At 74.2% G+C, this 18,269-nt stretch carries 15 protein-coding genes; 2 read left to right on the forward strand and 13 right to left on the reverse strand.

Features of this window, described 5'->3' with window-relative positions; all coding sequences use genetic code 11:
- Positions 1-142: 142 nt before the first annotated feature.
- Complete coding sequence (aceB, locus tag ACFO3J_RS06115; RefSeq protein WP_386426859.1) at positions 143-1,780, forward strand: malate synthase A; 1,638 nt, start codon at positions 143-145, stop codon at positions 1,778-1,780.
- Positions 1,781-1,835: 55 nt separating this feature from the next.
- Here the strand turns inward: aceB and ACFO3J_RS06120 are convergent, their stop codons facing one another.
- The 7 genes from ACFO3J_RS06120 to ACFO3J_RS06150 all read right to left on the reverse strand — a co-directional run bounded on the left by ACFO3J_RS06120 (position 1,836) and on the right by ACFO3J_RS06150 (position 7,162).
- A complete protein-coding gene (locus ACFO3J_RS06120) occupies positions 1,836-3,221 on the reverse strand; it encodes an 8-oxoguanine deaminase (RefSeq protein ID WP_386426861.1) in 1,386 nt (461 codons plus the stop codon).
- Positions 3,222-3,231: 10 nt separating this feature from the next.
- Positions 3,232-4,149, reverse strand: coding sequence for a factor-independent urate hydroxylase (gene pucL, locus ACFO3J_RS06125; protein ID WP_386426863.1), 918 nt, complete (start codon positions 4,147-4,149; stop codon positions 3,232-3,234).
- Positions 4,150-4,154: 5 nt separating this feature from the next.
- Complete coding sequence (gene uraH, locus ACFO3J_RS06130) at positions 4,155-4,523, reverse strand: hydroxyisourate hydrolase (RefSeq protein WP_386426865.1); 369 nt, start codon at positions 4,521-4,523, stop codon at positions 4,155-4,157.
- A complete protein-coding gene (gene uraD / locus ACFO3J_RS06135; protein WP_386426867.1) occupies positions 4,520-5,035 on the reverse strand; it encodes a 2-oxo-4-hydroxy-4-carboxy-5-ureidoimidazoline decarboxylase in 516 nt (171 codons plus the stop codon). The genes uraH and uraD overlap by 4 nt, the downstream gene beginning before the upstream one ends.
- Positions 5,036-5,118: 83 nt before the next feature.
- A complete protein-coding gene (locus ACFO3J_RS06140) occupies positions 5,119-5,496 on the reverse strand; it encodes a helix-turn-helix domain-containing protein (protein ID WP_386426869.1) in 378 nt (125 codons plus the stop codon).
- Complete coding sequence (locus ACFO3J_RS06145) at positions 5,493-5,789, reverse strand: hypothetical protein (protein ID WP_386426871.1); 297 nt, start codon at positions 5,787-5,789, stop codon at positions 5,493-5,495. The genes ACFO3J_RS06140 and ACFO3J_RS06145 overlap by 4 nt, the downstream gene beginning before the upstream one ends.
- Positions 5,790-5,854: 65 nt before the next feature.
- On the reverse strand, positions 5,855-7,162 hold the full coding sequence (locus tag ACFO3J_RS06150) for an amidohydrolase (protein ID WP_386426873.1): 1,308 nt from the start codon (positions 7,160-7,162) through the stop codon (positions 5,855-5,857).
- 160 nt (positions 7,163-7,322) lie between these two features.
- On the opposite strand from ACFO3J_RS06150, the gene ACFO3J_RS06155 reads away from it, so the two are divergent.
- Complete coding sequence (locus tag ACFO3J_RS06155; RefSeq protein WP_386426875.1) at positions 7,323-7,511, forward strand: thiazolylpeptide-type bacteriocin; 189 nt, start codon at positions 7,323-7,325, stop codon at positions 7,509-7,511.
- Between the two features lie 109 nt (positions 7,512-7,620).
- On the opposite strand, the gene ACFO3J_RS06160 is transcribed toward ACFO3J_RS06155, so the two are convergent.
- The 6 genes from ACFO3J_RS06160 to ACFO3J_RS06185 form a co-directional block, all read right to left on the reverse strand.
- Positions 7,621-9,570: a TOMM precursor leader peptide-binding protein gene (locus tag ACFO3J_RS06160; RefSeq protein ID WP_386426877.1), complete on the reverse strand. Its 1,950-nt coding sequence runs from the start codon at positions 9,568-9,570 to the stop codon at positions 7,621-7,623.
- The gene (locus ACFO3J_RS06165) at positions 9,567-10,322 is read right to left on the reverse strand and encodes an ABC transporter permease (protein ID WP_386426878.1); all 756 of its coding nucleotides are present in this window, start codon (positions 10,320-10,322) and stop codon (positions 9,567-9,569) included. The genes ACFO3J_RS06160 and ACFO3J_RS06165 overlap by 4 nt, the downstream gene beginning before the upstream one ends.
- On the reverse strand, positions 10,319-11,248 hold the full coding sequence (locus ACFO3J_RS06170) for an ABC transporter ATP-binding protein (RefSeq protein ID WP_386426940.1): 930 nt from the start codon (positions 11,246-11,248) through the stop codon (positions 10,319-10,321). Before ACFO3J_RS06170 ends, ACFO3J_RS06165 begins: the two co-directional genes overlap by 4 nt.
- A gap of 1,382 nt (positions 11,249-12,630) precedes the next feature.
- Positions 12,631-13,683 (reverse strand): lantibiotic dehydratase C-terminal domain-containing protein, encoded by a 1,053-nt coding sequence (locus ACFO3J_RS06175; RefSeq protein WP_386426880.1) that lies wholly within the window; start codon positions 13,681-13,683, stop codon positions 12,631-12,633.
- Positions 13,680-16,481: a lantibiotic dehydratase gene (locus ACFO3J_RS06180; RefSeq protein ID WP_386426882.1), complete on the reverse strand. Its 2,802-nt coding sequence runs from the start codon at positions 16,479-16,481 to the stop codon at positions 13,680-13,682. Before ACFO3J_RS06180 ends, ACFO3J_RS06175 begins: the two co-directional genes overlap by 4 nt.
- 121 nt (positions 16,482-16,602) lie before the next feature.
- Positions 16,603-18,228, reverse strand: coding sequence for a SagB family peptide dehydrogenase (locus tag ACFO3J_RS06185; protein WP_386426884.1), 1,626 nt, complete (start codon positions 18,226-18,228; stop codon positions 16,603-16,605).
- Between the last annotated feature and the right edge of the window lie 41 nt (positions 18,229-18,269).

The raw sequence follows: 18,269 nt of genomic DNA on the forward strand, positions 1-18,269 counted from the left end.
AAACTATGATCCATTGGGCAGAAGCGCCCGCATCGCGACCCGGCCCGGCACCGCGTACCTCCTCCCGGCCACCGCCGGGAGGCCCGGCGGGACGCGACCGGCGGACGCCGGAACCCCCTTGCTCTCCGGAGGAGTCACCCGCATGTCCGCAAGCCCGCCGTCCCCGGCCGTCGTCTCCGAGACCGCCCCGCAGGTGGCCCGCGCGCAGGAGGTGCTGACGCCGCGGGCGCTGGCGTTCCTCGGGGAGCTGCACCGCCGCTTCGCGCCCCGCCGCGCCGAACTGCTGGAGCTGCGCCAGCGGCGGCGGGCGGAGATCGCCCGCACCGCGACGCTGGACTTCCTGCCGGAGACCGCGCACATCCGCGAGGGCGACTGGCAGGTGGCGCCCTCGCCCGCGGCGCTGAACGACCGCCGGGTGGAGATCACCGGGCCCACCGACCGCAAGATGACCATCAACGCGCTCAACTCCGGCGCGAGGATCTGGCTCGCCGACTTCGAGGACGCCTCCGCCCCCACCTGGGAGAACGTCATCGGCGGCCAGCTCAATCTGATCGACGCCTACGAGCGGCGGATCGACTTCACGTCCGCCGAGGGCAAGACCTACGCCCTCAAGGACGCGGCCGAGCTCGCCACCGTCGTGACCCGGCCGCGCGGCTGGCATCTCGACGAGCGGCACCTGACCGTGGACGGCGAGCGGCTCCCCGGCGCCCTGGTCGACTTCGGGCTGTACTTCTTCCACAACGCGCGGCGGCTGATCGACCTCGGCAAGGGCCCGTACTTCTACCTGCCCAAGACCGAGTCCCACCTCGAAGCGCGGCTGTGGAACGAGGTGTTCGTCTTCGCCCAGGACCACCTCGGCATCCCGCGCGGGACGGTGCGCGCCACCGTGCTGATCGAGACGATCACCGCCGCCTACGAGATGGAGGAGATCCTCTACGAGCTGCGCGACCACGCCTCCGGGCTCAACGCCGGCCGCTGGGACTACCTGTTCTCCATCGTGAAGAACTTCCGCGACGGCGGCGAGCGGTTCGTGCTGCCGGACCGCAACGCGGTCACGATGACCGCGCCGTTCATGCGGGCGTACACCGAACTGCTCGTCCGCACCTGCCACAAGCGGGGGGCGCACGCGATCGGCGGCATGGCGGCGTTCATCCCCTCGCGGCGCGACGCGGCCGTCAACGAGGTCGCGTTCCAGAAGGTCAAGGCCGACAAGGACCGCGAGGCCGCCGACGGCTTCGACGGCTCCTGGGTGGCCCACCCCGACCTGGTGCCGATCGCCCGGGCCTGCTTCGACGCGGTGCTGGGCGACCGCCCGAACCAGAAGGACCGGCTCCGCGAGGACGTCCGGGTCACCGCGGCCGAACTCATCGACATCGCCTCCCTCAAGGCCCGGCCCAGCTACGAGGGCCTGCGCAACGCCGTACAGGTCGGCATCCGCTACATCGAGGCGTGGCTGCGCGGCCTGGGCGCGGTGGCGATCTTCAACCTGATGGAGGACGCCGCGACCGCCGAGATCTCCCGCTCCCAGATCTGGCAGTGGACCAACACCCGCGTCCTGCTGGAAGGCGCCACCCCCGGGGAAGCCGAGGTAGTGGCCACCCCTGAACTGGTCCGCGAGGTCGCCGCCGACGAGCTGGTCGCCATCCGCACCGAGGTCGGCGAGGACGCCTTCGCCACCGGCAAGTGGACCGAGGCCCACGAACTGCTGCTGCGCACGGCCCTGGACCCGGAATACGTCGACTTCCTGACCCTCCCGGCCTACGACCAGCTGACCGGCTGACCGGGCGGCGGCTGCTCTATCCGCCCCGGCTCCGCAGGCGGGGCCGGGGCGGGGCTCAGCGCAGGCCGGCGATCTCGGCCAGCCGGCGGGCCTCGGTGCGGGTCAGGGCGGCCAGGGTGTCCTCGTCGGCGCGGGTGAGGTGGCCGTTCTCCACCACCGGGAGGCCGTTGACCAGGGAGAGGGTGACCGGGGCCGGGGGGCCGAAGACGAGGGCAGCCACCGGGTCGGCGATGGAGGCGTGACCGATGCCGTCGAGTCTCCACAGCACCAGGTCGGCGAGCTTGCCCGCCTCCAGGGAGCCGATCTCGGCCGCGCGGCCGAGGACTTGGGCGCCGCCGTAGGTGCCGAGCCGCAGCGCCTGACGGGCCGTCAGGGCCTTCTCGCCGCCGCGCAGGCGGTTGATGAGCAGCGCGTTGCGCAACTCGGTGTGCAGCTCGCCCGATTCGTTGGACGCCGAGCCGTCCACCCCGAGGCCGACCGGCACTCCCGCGGCCAGCATGTCCGGCACCCGGGCGATCCCGGCGGCCAGCCGGGCGTTGGAGGACGGGCAGTGGGCGACCCCGGTGCCGGTGCGGGCGAAGGCCGCGATGTCCGCGTCGTTCATATGGACGCAGTGCGCCATCCACACGTCGTCGCCGAGCCAGCCGGTGGACTCGAAGTAGTCGGTGGGTCCCATGCCGAACGTCTCGTGGCAGAACTTCTCCTCCTCCACCGTCTCGCTGCCGTGGGTGTGCAGGCGCACGCCCTTGCTCCGGGCCAGCACCGCCGCCTCCCTGAGCAGTTCGGTGGAGACCGAGAACGGCGAGCAGGGCGCGACGGCGATCCGCAGCATGGAGCCGAACGACGGGTCGTGGTGGGTGTCGACGGCCGACTCGGTGGCCAGCAGCGCCCGTTCGGTGCTCTCCACCGCGAAGTCCGGCGGCAGCCCGCCCGCGCTCCTGCCGAGGTCCATCGAGCCGCGGGCGGCGGTGAAGCGCACCCCCAGCTCGGCGGCGGCCCTGATCTCGGCGCCGAGCAGGTCGCCCGCGCCGCGCGGGAAGACGTAGTGGTGGTCCATGGCGGTGGTGACACCGCCGCGCGCCAGCATCGCCAGTGACCCGCTGGCGGCGGCGTGCACCATCGGCTCGTCGATCCGCGCCCAGGTCGGGTACAGCTCCACCAGCCATGCGAAGAGGTTGCTGTCCTGGGCCAGCCCCCGGGTGAGCCACTGGTAGAAGTGGTGGTGGGTGTTGACCAGGCCCGGCGTGACCAGGTGGCCGGTGGCGTCGATCCGCCGGGTCACGCCCTCGACGGCGGGCGCCGCCCCGGCGCCGACGGACTCGATGAGATTCCCGGCGACCACGACGTAGCCGGTCTCGTACTCGGTGCCCGCCGCGTCCACCGCGGCCACCGCCGCGTTCTCGATGACGATCCGCTCGGCGGTGGTCCCCTCGACTGTCATGGCAGCCCTCTCAGTCCGTCACCGGGATACGGGCCTCGGCCCCTTCGCGCAGCACCGTGCCCTCGATGAGTCCGTACGGTCGGTCGGCCGCGAAGTAGACCTCGTTGTCGTTCTTCAGGCCGAACGGCTCCAGGTCCACCAGGAAGTGGTGCTTGTTGGGCAGCGACAGCCGCACCTCGTCCACCTCGGCGCGGTTCTCCACGACCCGGCTGCCCATCGCGAACAGCGTCTGCTGGAGCGAGAGCGAGTACGTGTCGGCGAACGCCTCCAGCAGATGGCGGCGCGCCTGCCCGTACGACTCGTCCCAGTCCGGGGCGGGCCGGCCCTCGTCGGTCCAGTTGAACCGCCAGCGCGCCGTGACCTCGGTGGCCAGCACGCGGTCGTGGGTCTCCTTGAGGGTGGTGTACGGGTCCTTGACGAAGCCCCAGAACTCCGAGTCGGTGGAGTTCATCACCACCAGGTCCCGCAGGCCGGAGACCACCTGCCAGCCGCCGCCGTCGAAGGCGACCTCGGTGGTGCGGGTCTCCTGGCCGGTGCGGACGAAGGAGTGCTCGCCGCCGCCGGCGCCGGGGGCGGCGATCCGCTCCCAGCCGTACTCCTCGATCCTTATCCGGGCCCGGTGGATGGACGGCTGGCTGGTGACGAAGTGCCGGGCCAGGTGGATGCCGAACTGCTCGGTGGAGGCGATGCCGTGCCGCTTGGCGAAGGCGAAGACGGTGTTCTTGGTGGTGTCGGTGGTCAGCACGGTGGCGTTGGAGCCGGACAGGTGGACGTCGTCCATGGCGCCGGACAGGGCCACCGAGACATTGAGGTCCTTGACGCGGTGGGTCGCGCCGTCGCGGACGATCCGGACCACCCGGGTCTCCGCCTTGCCGTACTGGTTGGGGCCCAGCCGGGTCACCCGGGCCGGGCGGGATGCGTCGGTCATCGGTGCTAGCTCCCTCGGTATACGGAGTAGCCGAACGGATTGAGCAGGAGGGGTACGTGATAGTGCTCGCCCGGGGCGACGGCGAAGACGACCGCGACCTCAGGGAAGAAGACCGGGCCCTGCGACGGGCGTTCTCCGGCACCGGCTGCCTCCCGGGCCCGGAGATACGGTTCGACCTCGAAGCGGAGGCGTACGTGGCCGGCCGCGTCCGGCAGGGCCGGCAGATCCTTGCAGCGGCCGTCCGCGTCGGTCTTCGAGGCGCCGTGCGGGGTCCAGGGCGCGTCCGGGGCGGGGCGCGTCGACAGTTCGACGGCGACGCCCGCGGCGGGGCGGCCGGCGCTGGTGTCGAGGATGTGCGTGGACACGGACGTCATGACTGCTCCCGCTCGGCCAGTCGGTGCACCAGCCCGGTGAGCCGGATACGGTTGATCTTCCCCAGTTCGGCGCGGACGATCTCACGTTCGGTCGCCTCGTCGTTGCCGGTCCGCTCCTTGAGCGCGGCCAGCATCTGGGCGCCGCTGCGGCCGGTGGCGCAGATCAGGAAGACATGGCCGTGGGCGTCCTGGTAGGCCAGATTGAGCCGGAGCAGCTCGGCGCGCTCCTCGTCCCGTACCCCGCTCTGCTCCCGGGCCGAGGTCGGGTCGCCGGGCTCGGGCCGGCCGATCGGCGGGTGGCCGGCCATCGCCTCGCCGAGGTCGGCGGGGGTGAGCGCCGCCATGGCGGTGTCGCTGGCCGCCAGCAGGTCGTCCAGCGAGGCGTACGGCCGTCCGGCGGACACCAGGGCGCCCCAGGCCGTACTCGCGCAGACATCGCGCAGCCGCTCGGACAGGGCCGGCCGCTCGGCTTCATTGAGCCGGGCCAGACCCGGCGAAGCGCTGGAAGTCACAGGGCAGGCTAAGAGCCGCCGGCCGGCAACGTCAACAGTCTGTTGAATCACCGGGCGGCGCGGACCTGCCGCCCCAGTCGTGCTCACTGGGTGGTGCGGGCGGCGTTCTCCCTGTTCAGGTAGTTGTAGACGGTGAAGCGGCTGACCCCGAGGGCGGAGGCGACGGTCTCCACCCCGTGCCGCAGCGCGAACGCGCCGCGCTCCTCCAGGATCCGGACGACCGTCTGCTTCTCCTTGCGGCCCAGCTCGGACAGCGGGCCGTGCCGGCGCCGCAGGTCGGCCAGGATGTGGTCGAGGGAATCGGCCAGACGGGGCAGCCGCACCGCCAGCACGGGCTCGCCCTCCCAGCTGAGCACCACGTCGTCGGCGCGGGCGTCGGCCGCGGCCACGATCTCGGCGCCGATCGCGCCCACCAGCGGCCCGACTGCGGCGGCCAGCGGGTGCGGTTCGGGGCGGCTCACCGGAGGTCCCGGCCAGGCGGTACGTGGGCGGTGTCGGCCGGCGGCGCCCCGCCCTCCGTCAGCACGTTGACCTGCATCGACACCCGGGTGGCCCCGGCCGCGAGGGTACGGCGCAGCAGCTCCGCGACCGCCTCGACCACCGCTTCGGCGGAGCCCTCCGCGGTGTTGCCGAACGGGCCGACGTCCACCGCGTCGAGGGTGCCGTTCCCGACCACCGCACGGGCCACCAGCGCGTGCTCCGGCGGTTCGTCCAGGTCGAACGGCTCGGTCGTGCATTCCAGCCTCAGTCTCACCAGGGCCCCCACGGCGGCTGCGAGGTTCTCGGCCCTCCAGCGAGGAGGGCGACTCGGTGGCGACCTTAGCCGACCCGACCGGCCGGCTCCGGGGCCGCGAGACACGCGCGGGCCGCGACCGCCAGGGCGCGTATCCCCGTCTCCAGGGTCAGCCGGACGTGCGGACGGAAGCGGGACGAGTGGTTGCCGGGGACCGCGGCCAGCCGCTCGGCGGCCGTGGCGCCGGCCGCCGCCCACTGCTCGGGGCCGATCGCGCCGAGCATCCAGTAGGCCGCCCCGATGCCGGGCACGCCGTGCAGCGCGATCCCGGCCGGGCCGAGCAGCGGGAAGTCCTCGGTGGCCGTCGAGGGCTGCCAGCGGGCCACCCGCGCGGCGCCGAACGCCTCCTCGTGGGCGCGCCGCACGGCCGCCGCCGGTGCGGGGTCGCTGATGGTGACCCCGGACCGGGACAGCTCCCGGATGTCCGGCGCCCGGTCGGCGCCGGAGGCGGCCGACTCGGCCCGTACGATCCGGTGCACCGCCGCCAGCGCCCGGTCCAGCGTGTCCGGTGCGAAGGCCCGCAGGGTGATCTCCAGGACGGCCCGGTCCGGGATGACGTTCCCGGCCCCGCCGGCGTGCAGCTTCCCCACGGTGAGCACCAGCGGCTCCCCCGGGCCGGTCTCGCGCGACACGATCGTCTGGAGCCGGAGCACCGTCGCCGCCGCGGTGACCACCGGGTCCACCGCGAACTGCGGCGCGGAGGCGTGCCCGCCGCGCCCGTGCAGCACCACCTCCAGCGTGACGCTGCCCGCCAGCAGCGGCCCTTCGGCGTGCGCGACCATTCCGGCGGGCAGCGGCGCGGTGTGCTGCGCGAGCACCACGTCGGGCACGGGAAACCTCTGGTACAGCCCGTCGGCGAGCATCGCCGCGGCCCCGCTCAGCGTCTCCTCGGCGGGCTGCCCGACCACCACCAGCGTTCCGCGCCAGCGGGCGGCGCCGCCCGCCAGCAGCGCCGCGGCCCCCGCCGCGCAGGCCAGATGCGCGTCGTGCCCGCAGGCGTGCGCGGCCGGCTCCGCGCCGGTGACCGTGCTGGCGTACGGGAGCCCGGTGTCCTCGCGCAGCGGCAGCGCGTCCAGTTCGGCGCGCAGCAGCACCACCGGCCCGGGGCCGTTGCGCAGCACGCCGACCACGCCGTGGCCGCCTACGCCCCGGGTCACGTCGTAGCCGTGGGCCGCCAGCCGCTCGGCCAGCCGCGCCGCGGTGCGCCGCTCGTGCCCGGACAGCTCGGGGTGCCGGTGCAGGTCCAGATAGAGCTCGGCGGCGGGTCCGAGCGCGTCCGCGACGGCGGGATCACCGGGCGGGCCGGGCGCGGGCTGCTGCGGGAGGCTGGTCAACGGGATCTCCGTCCGGTGGTTTTCGGGGGACCGTGGGCAGGCCGGGGCGGGTGTGACAGCGGGGTGACAGCGATCGGCCAGCGGATGTGCCAGTGGACGCGCGTAGAAAGGGTGGCGCGGCCCGCGGTGGGCCGGTCCCGTCGCCGAGAAGGAGTCCCCCATGGCTGACATCTCCCAGCTGAACACCCCGCTCGCCTCCCTCGCCCAGGAGATCCTGGAGCTGGAGTCGGAGACCTTCGAGATCACCGACTACTCCGACGCGAGCGAGGTCATGCTGGGCTCGTCGACCAGCTGCTCCAGCACCAGCACCTGCTCCAGCACGACCAGCACCACCAGCTGCACCGCCTGATCCTCGGCCGCTCCGGACGGAGGGCCCGCCGCCGCGACGGCCGCGGGCCCTCCGTACGGTTCTCGCGTCCCGCCGCACCGCCCGGCCCACCCTGCTCCCGTCCGCGCCGCTACGGGAACGGGTGCGGGACCAGCCGCAGTTGGTCCTCGCGCAGGTCGTGGTCGCGCAGGCCGCCGCGCCGCTGCGCGGTACGCAGCCGCGGCATGGTCAGCGCGCGCTGGCGGGCCCAGCCGAAGTCGATGGGCAGCAGGCCGGGCACGATCGTGCACACCGTGCGCAGTCCCATCCGCCGCTGCTCCGGCGCCGTCTGGTCGACCACGATCACATCGGAGCCGGCGCCCGCCAGCCGGTCGCGGAGCCAGCGCACATCGTCCCGCAGGTCCCCGCTGCGCGGCCGCGCGCCTTCCCAGCTCCGGTACGTGTCCGCCAGCGACCGTACGGCGGGCGGTTCCAGATAGCCGCGCACATAGCGCTTCATCCGGGGCAGCCCGAAGAGGGCCGCGTGGTCGGGGAGGCGTTTGACCAGGCTGAAGTCCTCGGCCATGGCGGCCAGTTCGGCGGGGCGTTCGGCGACCTGGCGGGGCAGGTGCGGCAGATAGGTGAGGATCTCGGAGACCGCGGACTCCACCGCCGCCTCCGGCTCGAAGGCGGCCCCGGCGGCGAACGCGAGGGTGCCGGGGCCGTCGTCGCGCCGGACGGCGAGCCCGGTGACGACCGGCACGGGCAGGTCGATCCGGTTGTCGTAGACATGGACGTCGTAGCCGCACAGCGCGGCCCGGTCGGTCATCGCGCGGATCGTCGGGCTGCCGCACGAGGCGAGGTCGATCTCGGGGAGCGGCGCGTCGCCGTACCAGCCGAGCAGGAAGGCGTCGCGCTCGACGAGTTCGAGCAGGCCGAAGAGGATCGCCTCCTCCAGGCAACTGCCGGTGGCGCAGCCGTTGGAGCACTCGAAGACGAAGGGATCGGCGTCGGTGCCGGCGCTGTAGTGGACCAGTCGGGCCGGCACCCACACCGGGCGGTCGTCGCGCAGCGAGTGGCCGCGTACCCAGGGGATCGGGCGGGCCGGGTCGAAGGGCGCGAGCATGGGGTCGTCGCGGTAGGTGCTCGGCGCGTACAGCCCGCAGGCGCGCGGATCGAGCGCCGCGTCACCGAGGTTGTCGTAGGACTCGGTCAACCCGCCGCCGGGGGTGCGGCGGTGGGTGCCGGCGTAGCGTTCCAGCCCCTCGAGGAAGGCCAGATCACGGCTGCTGGAAAAGGAGTTGGCCTGGCCGCTCCAGGTGACGTCGGTCAGTCCGGCATAGCCGCGCATGAAGACGGTGCCGGCGACCGGCGCCGTGGTCGGGGAGGTCACGTCGTTCCAGGTGGCGGCGCCGAGCACACCGCACACCGGGTTGGCGAGCGCGCCGGTCGGCAGGGGGTAGCCGGAAGGCGCGCGCAGCCGGTAGCGGTCGGCGGCCTCCTTGGGCCGGGACTCCAGGGCGAACGGCTCTTCCTCGCGCGGGCGTTGGTGGCAGGGCGCGCCGCACAGCGGTTCGGCCAGCAGCGGCACGGTACGCACCCGGCCGGTCTCCAGGTCGTAGCGGGTCACCCGCGCCAGCCCGTCGGGCCAGGGCTCCGGGCGGGTGAACGCCCAGGAGTGCAGCGCCGCCACCGCGTCGGCCGCGTAGTCCGGCAGCACCGGCCACCCGCCGGCCGCGGTGAGGTCCGCCCCGGTCTCCAGCGCCTCGCGTTCGGTCCGGGTGCGCAGGCGCTGCCAGCGCACCGCGAGGCAACTCCCGCACGCGTACGCCGGGTCGGCCGGGTCGGCCGCCCCGCCCCAGGGCCCGATCAGCACCGACTCCGGGGTGAGGTGCACCGTGGCGACGGCCCGCCGCCCGGCCCGCTCGGGAGGTTCGGGCCGCAGCACGTCGTGGGCGCCGAGCATGGCGACCAGGGGCGCGGCGGGGTCGCCCCGCCCGGCGGTCCGGCGGGCGAGCCGCAGTTCCAGTTCACGTCCGGCGGCCTCCATCGGGCTCGATCCGGCGGCGGGGGCGAGGAGTTCGGCGGTGTCCGAGGTCATGTCCGGTTGCTCCAGCGGAAGGTCCGGGCCGCGATCAGTCCGAACAGGACGGTGAATCCGGCCAGCCCGGCGCAGTCCAGGGCCAGCGGTCCGGGATCGCCGCGCCCGGCCAAGACGTTGGTCAGGCCGTGGTCGAGGTAGCGCAGCGGCAGCACCCAGGAGAAGGTCCGGATCCAGCCGGGCAGCAGATCCGCCGGGTAGAACGCGCCGGACAGGAACGCCATCGGCACCATCACGCAGTTGGCGATGGCCGCGACCGCCTCCGGGGTGTCGGCCAGGCTGCCCACCACCAGGCCCATCGCCAGGAAGGCGGCCACCCCCAGCACCAGCAGCGGCAGGGCCAGCGGCCAGTCCCCCGACAGCCGCAGCCCGAACACCGGGAGCAGCGCGACCGCCGTGAACAGCACGGCCTGCGCGAGCCCCACACTCACCGCGACCGCGAACCGCGAGCCGAGCACGGTGGCCAGCGGGGTCGGTGTGCGCCACACCAGCCGCAGGATGTCGTCGCGCCGCCAGTGCATCAGGGCGAAGGCCGGACCGAACAGCGCGGCGTTGCCGACGCCCCAGGCCAGCACTCCGGGCGCCACGTAGTTGATGTAGGGCAGGCCGCCCTCGACGCTCTGGCCGCGGAAGAGCAGCCCGAACACCAGCAGGAAGACCAGCGGGAAGGCGAAGGTGAAGAAGACGGTGGTGCGGTCGCGTACCGAGGCCAGATACGCGGCCCGGGTCAGCGCGCCGGAGGCGGTGGTCATCGGGCGTGCTCCGATCCGGTCAGCCGCAGATACGCGTCCTCGAGGGTCGCGGTGCGGGTCTGGATGGCGTCCATGTCGACGTACTCGCCGACCGCGACGAGCACCCGGTTGGCCGCGTGCGTCTCGATGACGACCTCGCCGCCCTCCACCGTCACCCGTTCGACACCCTCGATGGCCCGGGCCTGCTCGGGGGTGATCCGGCCGGCCGGCACCAGCAGCCGGGCGGGGGCGGCCAGCGAGCGGATCAGCGCGGTCGGGGCGTCCAGCGCGACCAGCGCGCCGCGGGCGATGATCGCCACCCGGTCGCACAACGCCTCGGCCTCGTCCAGGTAGTGGGTCGTGCAGACGATGGTCCGGCCCTGCCCGCGCAGCGAGCGCAGCACCTCCCACAGGGCCCGGCGCGCCTCCGGGTCGAGCGCGGCGGTCGGCTCGTCCAGGAAGATCAGGTCCGGGTCGTGCACCAGGGCGGTGGCCAGCGCGAGCCGCTGCCGCTGGCCGCCCGACAGGTCGTCCACCCGGCTGCGCGCCTTGCCGGCCAGCCCGACGCCGTCCAGCGCCCGGTAGGCCGCGCCCCGGTCCAGGCCGTGCAGCGCGGCCACCGTCTCCAGGTGCTCGGCCGCCGTCAGCCGGGTGAAGAACGCGGACGCCTGCGTCTGCACCCCCATCCGGCGCAGCAACGCGATGTTCCGGGGCCAGGGGCGCTGCCCGAAGACGGTGATCGTGCCGGCGTCCGCCTTCCGCATCCCCTCGACGATCTCGACCAGGGTGGTCTTCCCGGCTCCGTTCGGCCCGAGGATCCCGAAGAACTCCCCCTGCCCGACGGTCAGCGAGATCCCGTCGAGGGCGATCACCTCGCCGTACCGCTTGCTCACCCCTTCGAGAACCACCGCGTGCTCGGTCTCCGTGGGCCGTTCGGATGTCTCCATGTCGCCTTTCCGTGGCGGGTGGGTGGCGGGTCGCGCCGGTGCTGGTGCCTGAGCCTGAGCCGGTGCCGGTGCCGGTGCGCGGGGGGCGGGCGCGGGGGTCCGGGCGGCCCGGCGGGCCGCCGTGCGCAGACCGGCGAGGCGCAGCAGGAGGGCCACCGCGACCACGCCCAGCGGGAGATAGGGGGTCCAGGCGGAGCACCGGGACGGCAGCCAGGCGCGGGACAGCAGTCCGGCCGCGGTCAGCGCGGCGACGGCCAGCGCGGCGCAGACGACGGCGTACGCGGTGTAGAGGACGCGCAGCCGTGGCGGATAGGCCGCCACCGGGGGCGCGGTGGAGCGGCGCAGGACCGTCCGCGCCGCCACCCGCAGGAAGACGCGGCTCTCGGTGGCCAGCCGCAGCGTGCCGAAGGCGTAGCCGAGGGCTTTGTAGCCGTCCAGCGGCGGCAGGGGGATCAGATTGAGCAGCGCCATGGCGGTGCCGAGCAGCAGCAGCCCGCCGAAGAACGGCACGGCCTGCGCACGGCCGGGCAGCAGCGCCCAGACCGGCCAGAAGGGCAGCAGGAAGACGAGGTTGGCGACCGCCCCGGCCGCCGCGATCGCGACCTGCTGCCCGCGACGGCCGAGGAAGCGCACATCCTCCACCTCGCAGTAGAGGTACGTCATGAATCCGGCGGTTCGCCGCAGCCCGATCTCGGTCACCCGCAGCCCGTAGCGGCGGGCCACCAGGCCGTGGGCCAACTCGTGCGCCGCCAGACTGAACCAGAGCACCACGCCGACCGCGCACAGCGTCACCGGCTGGCCGAAGAGCCGCGCGGTGTCGTGCGCCAGCGCGCCGAACCGCACCCCCTCGGCGGCGAGCAGCGCCGCGCACAGCGTGAGCAGCGCGGCCGGCGCGGCCCGGCCGCGCGCGAAGGCGGTGGCCGCATGCAGCCGGTCCATCAGCGCGGGCGCGTCCGCGACCATCCGGGTCCGTCCGGCCAGCCATGTCCCCCCGGGGGCGGTCCGCTCCGGGGCGCGGGGCGGCTCGGCGGCGGGTGGTCCCGCCCCCGGACCAACGCCCGGACCGACGTCCGCACCCGCGCCCGCACCGACGCCCGGACCGGCCAGCAGCCCCCGGACCGAGAGCAGCCGCAGCAGCTGCCGCCACTGCGCCTCGCCGAGCCGGACCCCGAACGCGGCGGCGTACCGCGCGCCGATCTCCGCCAGCGAGCGGGTCCCGTCGAGCCGGGTGATGATGAAGTGCTCCTTGACGCCCACTTCGAGCCGGGCGCCGCTCACCGGGTCCTTGACCAGGTGGACGAGGGCCGGGCCGCGGGTCAGCGCGGGCCCGACGAGGATGTCGGGGCGCACCGCGGGGCGCAGATCGAGCAGTCCGGTGGTGGTCACGGCGCCGCCGACGGCTGGGGCTCGCGCAACGCGCGGGCCAGGACATAGGACAGGTAGGCCTCGTCGCGCACGCTCACCGACAGCCGGTTGTTGGTCATGTGCGTGTACGGCGAGGCCAGCATCGGCAGTGCCCGGCCGGGGTCGGTGACCGGCAGCTCCCGGGCGCCGTCCCAGGAGCGGAAGACCAGGTCGCCGTTGGACGCCAGTTCACCGACGCGGGCGCGCAGTTCGAGGCAGTGCTCGGCCCAGCCGCCAAGGAAGCCGGGGAGCCGCTCGGTCGCGGACCCGGCGACCGCCCGCCGGATGTCCCGGAAGCGGCGGGGCAGCGCGGTGTCCATCGAGCCGTAGGCGCGGTCGTAGCCGTCCCGCGCGGTGAAGTTGGTGCCGGTGAAGGCCGCGTTCCAGAACTCGTGGTAACGGTCGAGGAATTCCAGCAGCACCGCCTCGTCGGACAGCAGGCAGGCGGACATGGTCATCATCAACTGCGCCGCCACGCCGAGCAGTACGGTCCGCAGATGGAGGTTCATCCCGGCGGCGGCGTCGATCACCAGGTCGCTGGAGCGCTGGAAGTGCCATTCGGCCAGCTCGACCCCGGCCGGGCCGCCGTACTTGCCGTACTCGGGTTCGTAGGGCTCCGGGCTGAAGGAGTTGTTGGGGCGCAGCCGCATCCGCCCGGCGGCGTCGGTGTAGCGGTCCCGCTCCCCGCCGGGGTACTCCAGCTCGAACAGCGTGTTGTAGAGCTCGGCCAGGAAGCCGTCCTTGACCTCGTACAACGCCGGTCTGCGGCGCAGGAACCCGGCGATGGCGAGGGTGGCCCGCTCGGCGACCTCGGGGGCGGCCCCGGGTGAGGAGGGGCGCAGCCGGAGCCTGATGTGCGGGCCCTCCAGCCAGTAGTTGATGAAGAAGTAGCCGCTGAGCAGGCCGTCCCGGGTGAGTTCGGCGACCAGCGGGCGGGCGCACTGCAGCAGGAAGGGGCGTGTGCTGGCGGCGTAGAAGACGTGGTATGCCTGCCAGTCGCCGCGTTCGTCCGGCGGCGGGGTGGTGGTCATCCGCGGGTGTCCTGCCTTCCCTGCTGTTCGGGCCCGGCGGCCGCCGCCGGGCGGGGGACGATCTCCACGGCCAGTTCCGCGACATGACGGCCGCGCGGAGAGGAGACGTGCAACTCGTCCGGCTCGGGCAGCATCTCCTCGAAGTCGGTGACGGCCGGGCCGCCGGCCAGCAGCCCTTCGAGGGCGAGCAGCGACAGCGGGCTGTCGAAGTCGACGTACTGCGGTTTGGCGCCGCCGCCGAAGACCGCCCCTGGCCCCTCGCCGCCGTCCGGGGCGAGCGGCCGTACGGTCGCGAACACCCGGTCCGGCAGACCGTGCCGGCGCCGCCAGCGCTGCCAGCCGAGATACCCGGCGGCGTCGTCGGCGGCGGGTCCGCGCACCGGCAGCGCGCCGGGCCGCGCGGTCCAGCGGCGGCGGTGCAGCACCAGGCCGCGGTAGCGGACCCGGGGCCTGGTGGTGATCCCTTCGGTGGCCGGGCCTTCGGGCACACCCCGCCACACGTCCGGCCGGGCCCGCGAGGTGGGCGAGAACAGCAGCAGGGTGCGCGGGACTTCGGGCAGCACCATGGGGACCAGATAGCCGAGATAGAGCGGGACGACCTCGCGGCCGAGGCGGCGGGAGCGGAGCACCAGCCGGTCGCCGGTCTCGTCGTGCTCGGCGTAGAGGTCGTCCAGGTCGATCCGGGCGTCCGGCGGCGCTGTGCTGCTCTCGCCGGGGCAGACGATCTCGTAGTCGGTGAGGCGGCCGTGCAGATTGAGGTTGGTGGTCGCGGAGCCGGCCGTGACCTCGGCGAACACCGATCCGGGCGGCTGCCATCCGCGCACGGTCGCGCGCAGCTGGCCGCTGAAGTCCTCGCTCGCGCCGGCGAACGTGCCGGTGACCGCCTCGGCGTCAGCGCCGGTCTCAGCGCCGGTGTCCGCGTCGAAGCAGTGGGTGAAGCGGGTGAAGGGGAAGCACAGCCCGCCGTAGGAGTTGTTGAGCACCACCAGCGGGTCCCGCTCGCGGTCGGCGAGCTGCACGAAGTGGCTGTGCGGGGCGAACGTGCCTCCCAGCGGCGCGAGTTCGGCCCGCACCGCGTCCACGGTGGCCTCGTCGATCCGCAGTTCGGCGGCGGCGTCCGGGTGGGTCCGCCACAGCTCCCGCATCCGGCGGGTGAACTCGGCGCGGCCCCGGTCCAGCGCGGTGACCTCGGGCATGCCCAGCCAGTTCTCCTCCGGCGCCGGGGAACCGTCCGGCGCCCAGGGTGACTTGAGAGCGGTGAACTGCAAGTACTGCGTGAAGATGTCCTCGTGGAAGTCGTGCACGAGCCGCAGCAGGTCGTCGCAGCGCCCGCCGCGCCCGTAGCGGGCCAGGAAGAAGCCCTTCAGGGTGAGGCGTTGGGGCAGCGCCACGTCGAAGGCGGGCAGGATGCCGGTGAGGGCGTGCAGCGGAGCCGCGGCCAGTTCGGTCCAGCGGTCCAGGTCGGCGGTCACCGGCCGCTCGCTGACGTCCTCGTAGAGCAGCGTCCGCGGCAAGGACGGCTGTTCGGCGCCCAACGCGTCCTGGACGGTGATCAGTTCACGCCGCAGCTCACCGAGCAGGGCCCGTCGTCCGGCGGCGTCGGCGGCGGCGTAGCGCCGGACCCGCGCCGCCACCGCGTCCAGCGAGGTGGCGGTCTCGTCGGCCCAGCCCCGGCTCAGGGCGCGCAGCGCGGTCTGGAAGGAGCGCAGCGGGTCGCGGGCGTGCACGTCGGTCTCCAGGCCGGCCGTCTGGAGCATGCCGAGGTCCAGCAGCGTGGCGGCGTAACGGGCGGCCTCCTCGGGCGGCGCGCCCGTCTCGGCGGCCAGCCACGCCTCCAGTTCGGCGTAGCGCGGCGGGACCGAGCGCTCGCCGAACAGACCGAGCAGCCGCTCCAGGACGCCGCGGCGGCGCAGGAAGAACAGCCGGTCGTGGGCGGCGTCGAAACTGACCGCGGCGCTGTCGTCGCCCGCGGTCACCGAGCGGCGTACGTAGCGCACCCGGTCGTCGTCCAGCTCCCACCCGGCGGACAGGGCCACCGGCAGGTCGGCACGACGGCCCGGGTCGGCGGCGATCAGCTCGGCGAGGCGGCTGAGCACGACGACGTTCAGCCGGGGGTGGCCGGTCCACTCCCGGCCGATGACGGTATCGGGGGCGTCCCGCTGGAAGTGCCCTTCCGCGACGCCGGTGAAGGTGCTGAACGGACTGGTCTTGCACGCGGTGCGGTAGAGGTAGGCGAGCAGTGAGCGCTCCTTCTTCCGGGCCCGCTTGTCCGGGACGGGGGACGGGTCGGCGACGAAGGCGTCCAGCTGGCTGTCCAGCGTGGGCGACGCCAGTACCAGCCCGCGCCGCAGCCGGTCCTCCCCGGCCAGCGTCCGCAGCCGCCCGCGCGCCCGCGCGAGTCCTTCGGCCAGTACGGGTCCGCCGTCGGCGAGCAGCCCGGCGAGCTGCTGCCGGGCCTCCATCCAGCCGACCAGCCGCTCTCCCGTACCGCCGCCGATCGCCGCCGCCAACTCCCGCACGGCCGCCGGGTCCCGGGGCAGCCGGCCGTTGAACACCTCGCGCCGCACGGCCAGTACGGCGCGGCGCGGTCCGGGGTCGTCCGTTTTCGTCACCAGGGCGGTCAGCGGCTCGTCCAACTCCGCCGCCAGCGCCGCCAGTCGCTCCTCGGCGTCCAGCACCCGCCCGGCCCAGGCGCGGGCCAGCGGGTCCCGCAGGCCCGCCACGGTCTCCACCGGCAGCCCGGCCACCCGCAGCACGAACCGCCGGTGCAGCAGCCAAGCGGTGCGCTCAGCGGTCACGGCGCCCATGAATCCGCCCTTTCTCCATCGAGGTCCGCGTCACGTCCCGTGCCGGGTCGCGGGTCGAGTCCCGCGCCGGGTCCTGCGCCGATGCACGCGTCGAGTCGTCCATCGCGGCCGCTCAGGCGATCTCGGAGCGGAAGTCGGCGGGTTGGGGGCGCTCGTGGCCGATCATCATCGTCAGCAGCGGCAGTTCGCCGGTGCGGTCGAGTCCCAGCTCCTCGGTGTACGAGATCGCGTCGAAGCCCAGCGCCACCCCGCAGCCGAGCCCGGCCGCCGAGGCGGCGGTGTAGACGGCCTGCGAGATCCCGCCGACCACCGCGTTCACCAGCCGGTAGCCGCGGTCGCCGACGGCGTCCAGCACCGCGTGTGTCCGGGCGGCGGGCACGATCACCGCCGCCGCCTGCTCCAGGTTGTAGTTGGCCAGGAAGTAGTTGCGCTGGAGGAACTCCCCCGGCGGCCCGGCCCGCAGCACGCGCAGCGAGCGGTCCGCGCGGTCATAGGCGTAGGTGCCCGGCTCGACGCCCGCCACATGGCTGACGAGGACGTAAAGGCTGGTCAGGGGGCCGTCGCCGGGTGTCTCCGCGTCGCTGTCGAGCGTGCCGGCCGCGTCCGCCGCCGCGAGCACGGTGGCCAGCGCGGCGGCCGGCAGCGCGCGAGCCGCCTCGAACCGCCCGAAGCTGCTCCGCCGGGCCCGCAGCGCCTGCCCCACCCCGATGTCCAGCGCCTGCCGCTCCGGCAGCCCGACGCGTTCCCCGCCGGGGGGCAGCGGCGGCGCGGCGGCGTCCGCCAGCGATCCGGGCGCCGGCCGTTCGGCGGCGCCCGCCGAGGTGGCGGCGTGCATCCGCCGCACCGTCTCGAAGGTGCTGACCCGCCGGGAGCGCTCCTGGTCCCGGTAGCGGACCCGTGGCTCCGACGGCTCGCGGTCCTCCACCGTCCCTTTCGCCCCGGCCGGCCCGGACGACGGCGCCGCGCCCGGCGCGGGCTCGCCCGCCCACCGCAGCGGAACCACCGCGAAGACCCCTTCCTCGTCCGCATCCAGACCCAGCAGGCGGCCCAGCCGCGCTTCGTCGAACCAGAAGGCGGGGCCGAGGTCGAGGCCGTGGGCGCGGGACCAGACGCGCCAGGTCTGGAGCAGCGCGCCGGTGTCCATGGCGATGACGTGGTAGCTGAAGCTGTTGTATTTGAAGGCGTTCTGCCAGAAGTGGCCGGTGACGACGAGGAAGTCGCCGTGGCCGGCCGCCGGTTGACCGACGGCTTCGCGCACGCTCGCGGTGACGTCGCCGGTCAGCAGCCGGCGCAGGGCGTGGTGGCGGGTGTCGTAGTAGTGGACACCCGGGGTGAGCGGGCCGCCCCGGCCACTGATCAGGTGCACGCCGAGGGGGTAGAGGCCGCCGCCGGACGCGGTGCCGCGCGACCAGTTGGCCTGGGTGTACGCCGGGAGGGTGCCGAGGTCGGAGTTGGCGTGGACGGCGAGCCGGCGGCCGGTCAGGCCGTAGGAGTCCTGGAGCATCCCGGCCAGCAGCGGCAGGGTGAAGGCCCCGGTGCCGCGCGGGCCGTGCAGGCCGCGTTCCACGGTGGCGGCGGCGGGCCGCTCCGGGCTCGCGGGCAGCGGGAAGGAGACGGCGCCGGGATGGTGCTTGCCCTTGCGCGGCCGGTCCGCCCAGTCCGGCACCCAGTCGGCCGGCTCCATGGGATACCGGCCCCGCCGGACGATGGCGGTCGCGTACTCATGGGCGAATCCCACGCGCGTTCCTTTCCGTGCTCGAAGGCTCATCGGAGGTCCAG

The organism is Streptomyces polygonati, assembly GCF_042650325.1.
GTDB lineage: Bacteria > Actinomycetota > Actinomycetes > Streptomycetales > Streptomycetaceae > Actinacidiphila > Actinacidiphila polygonati.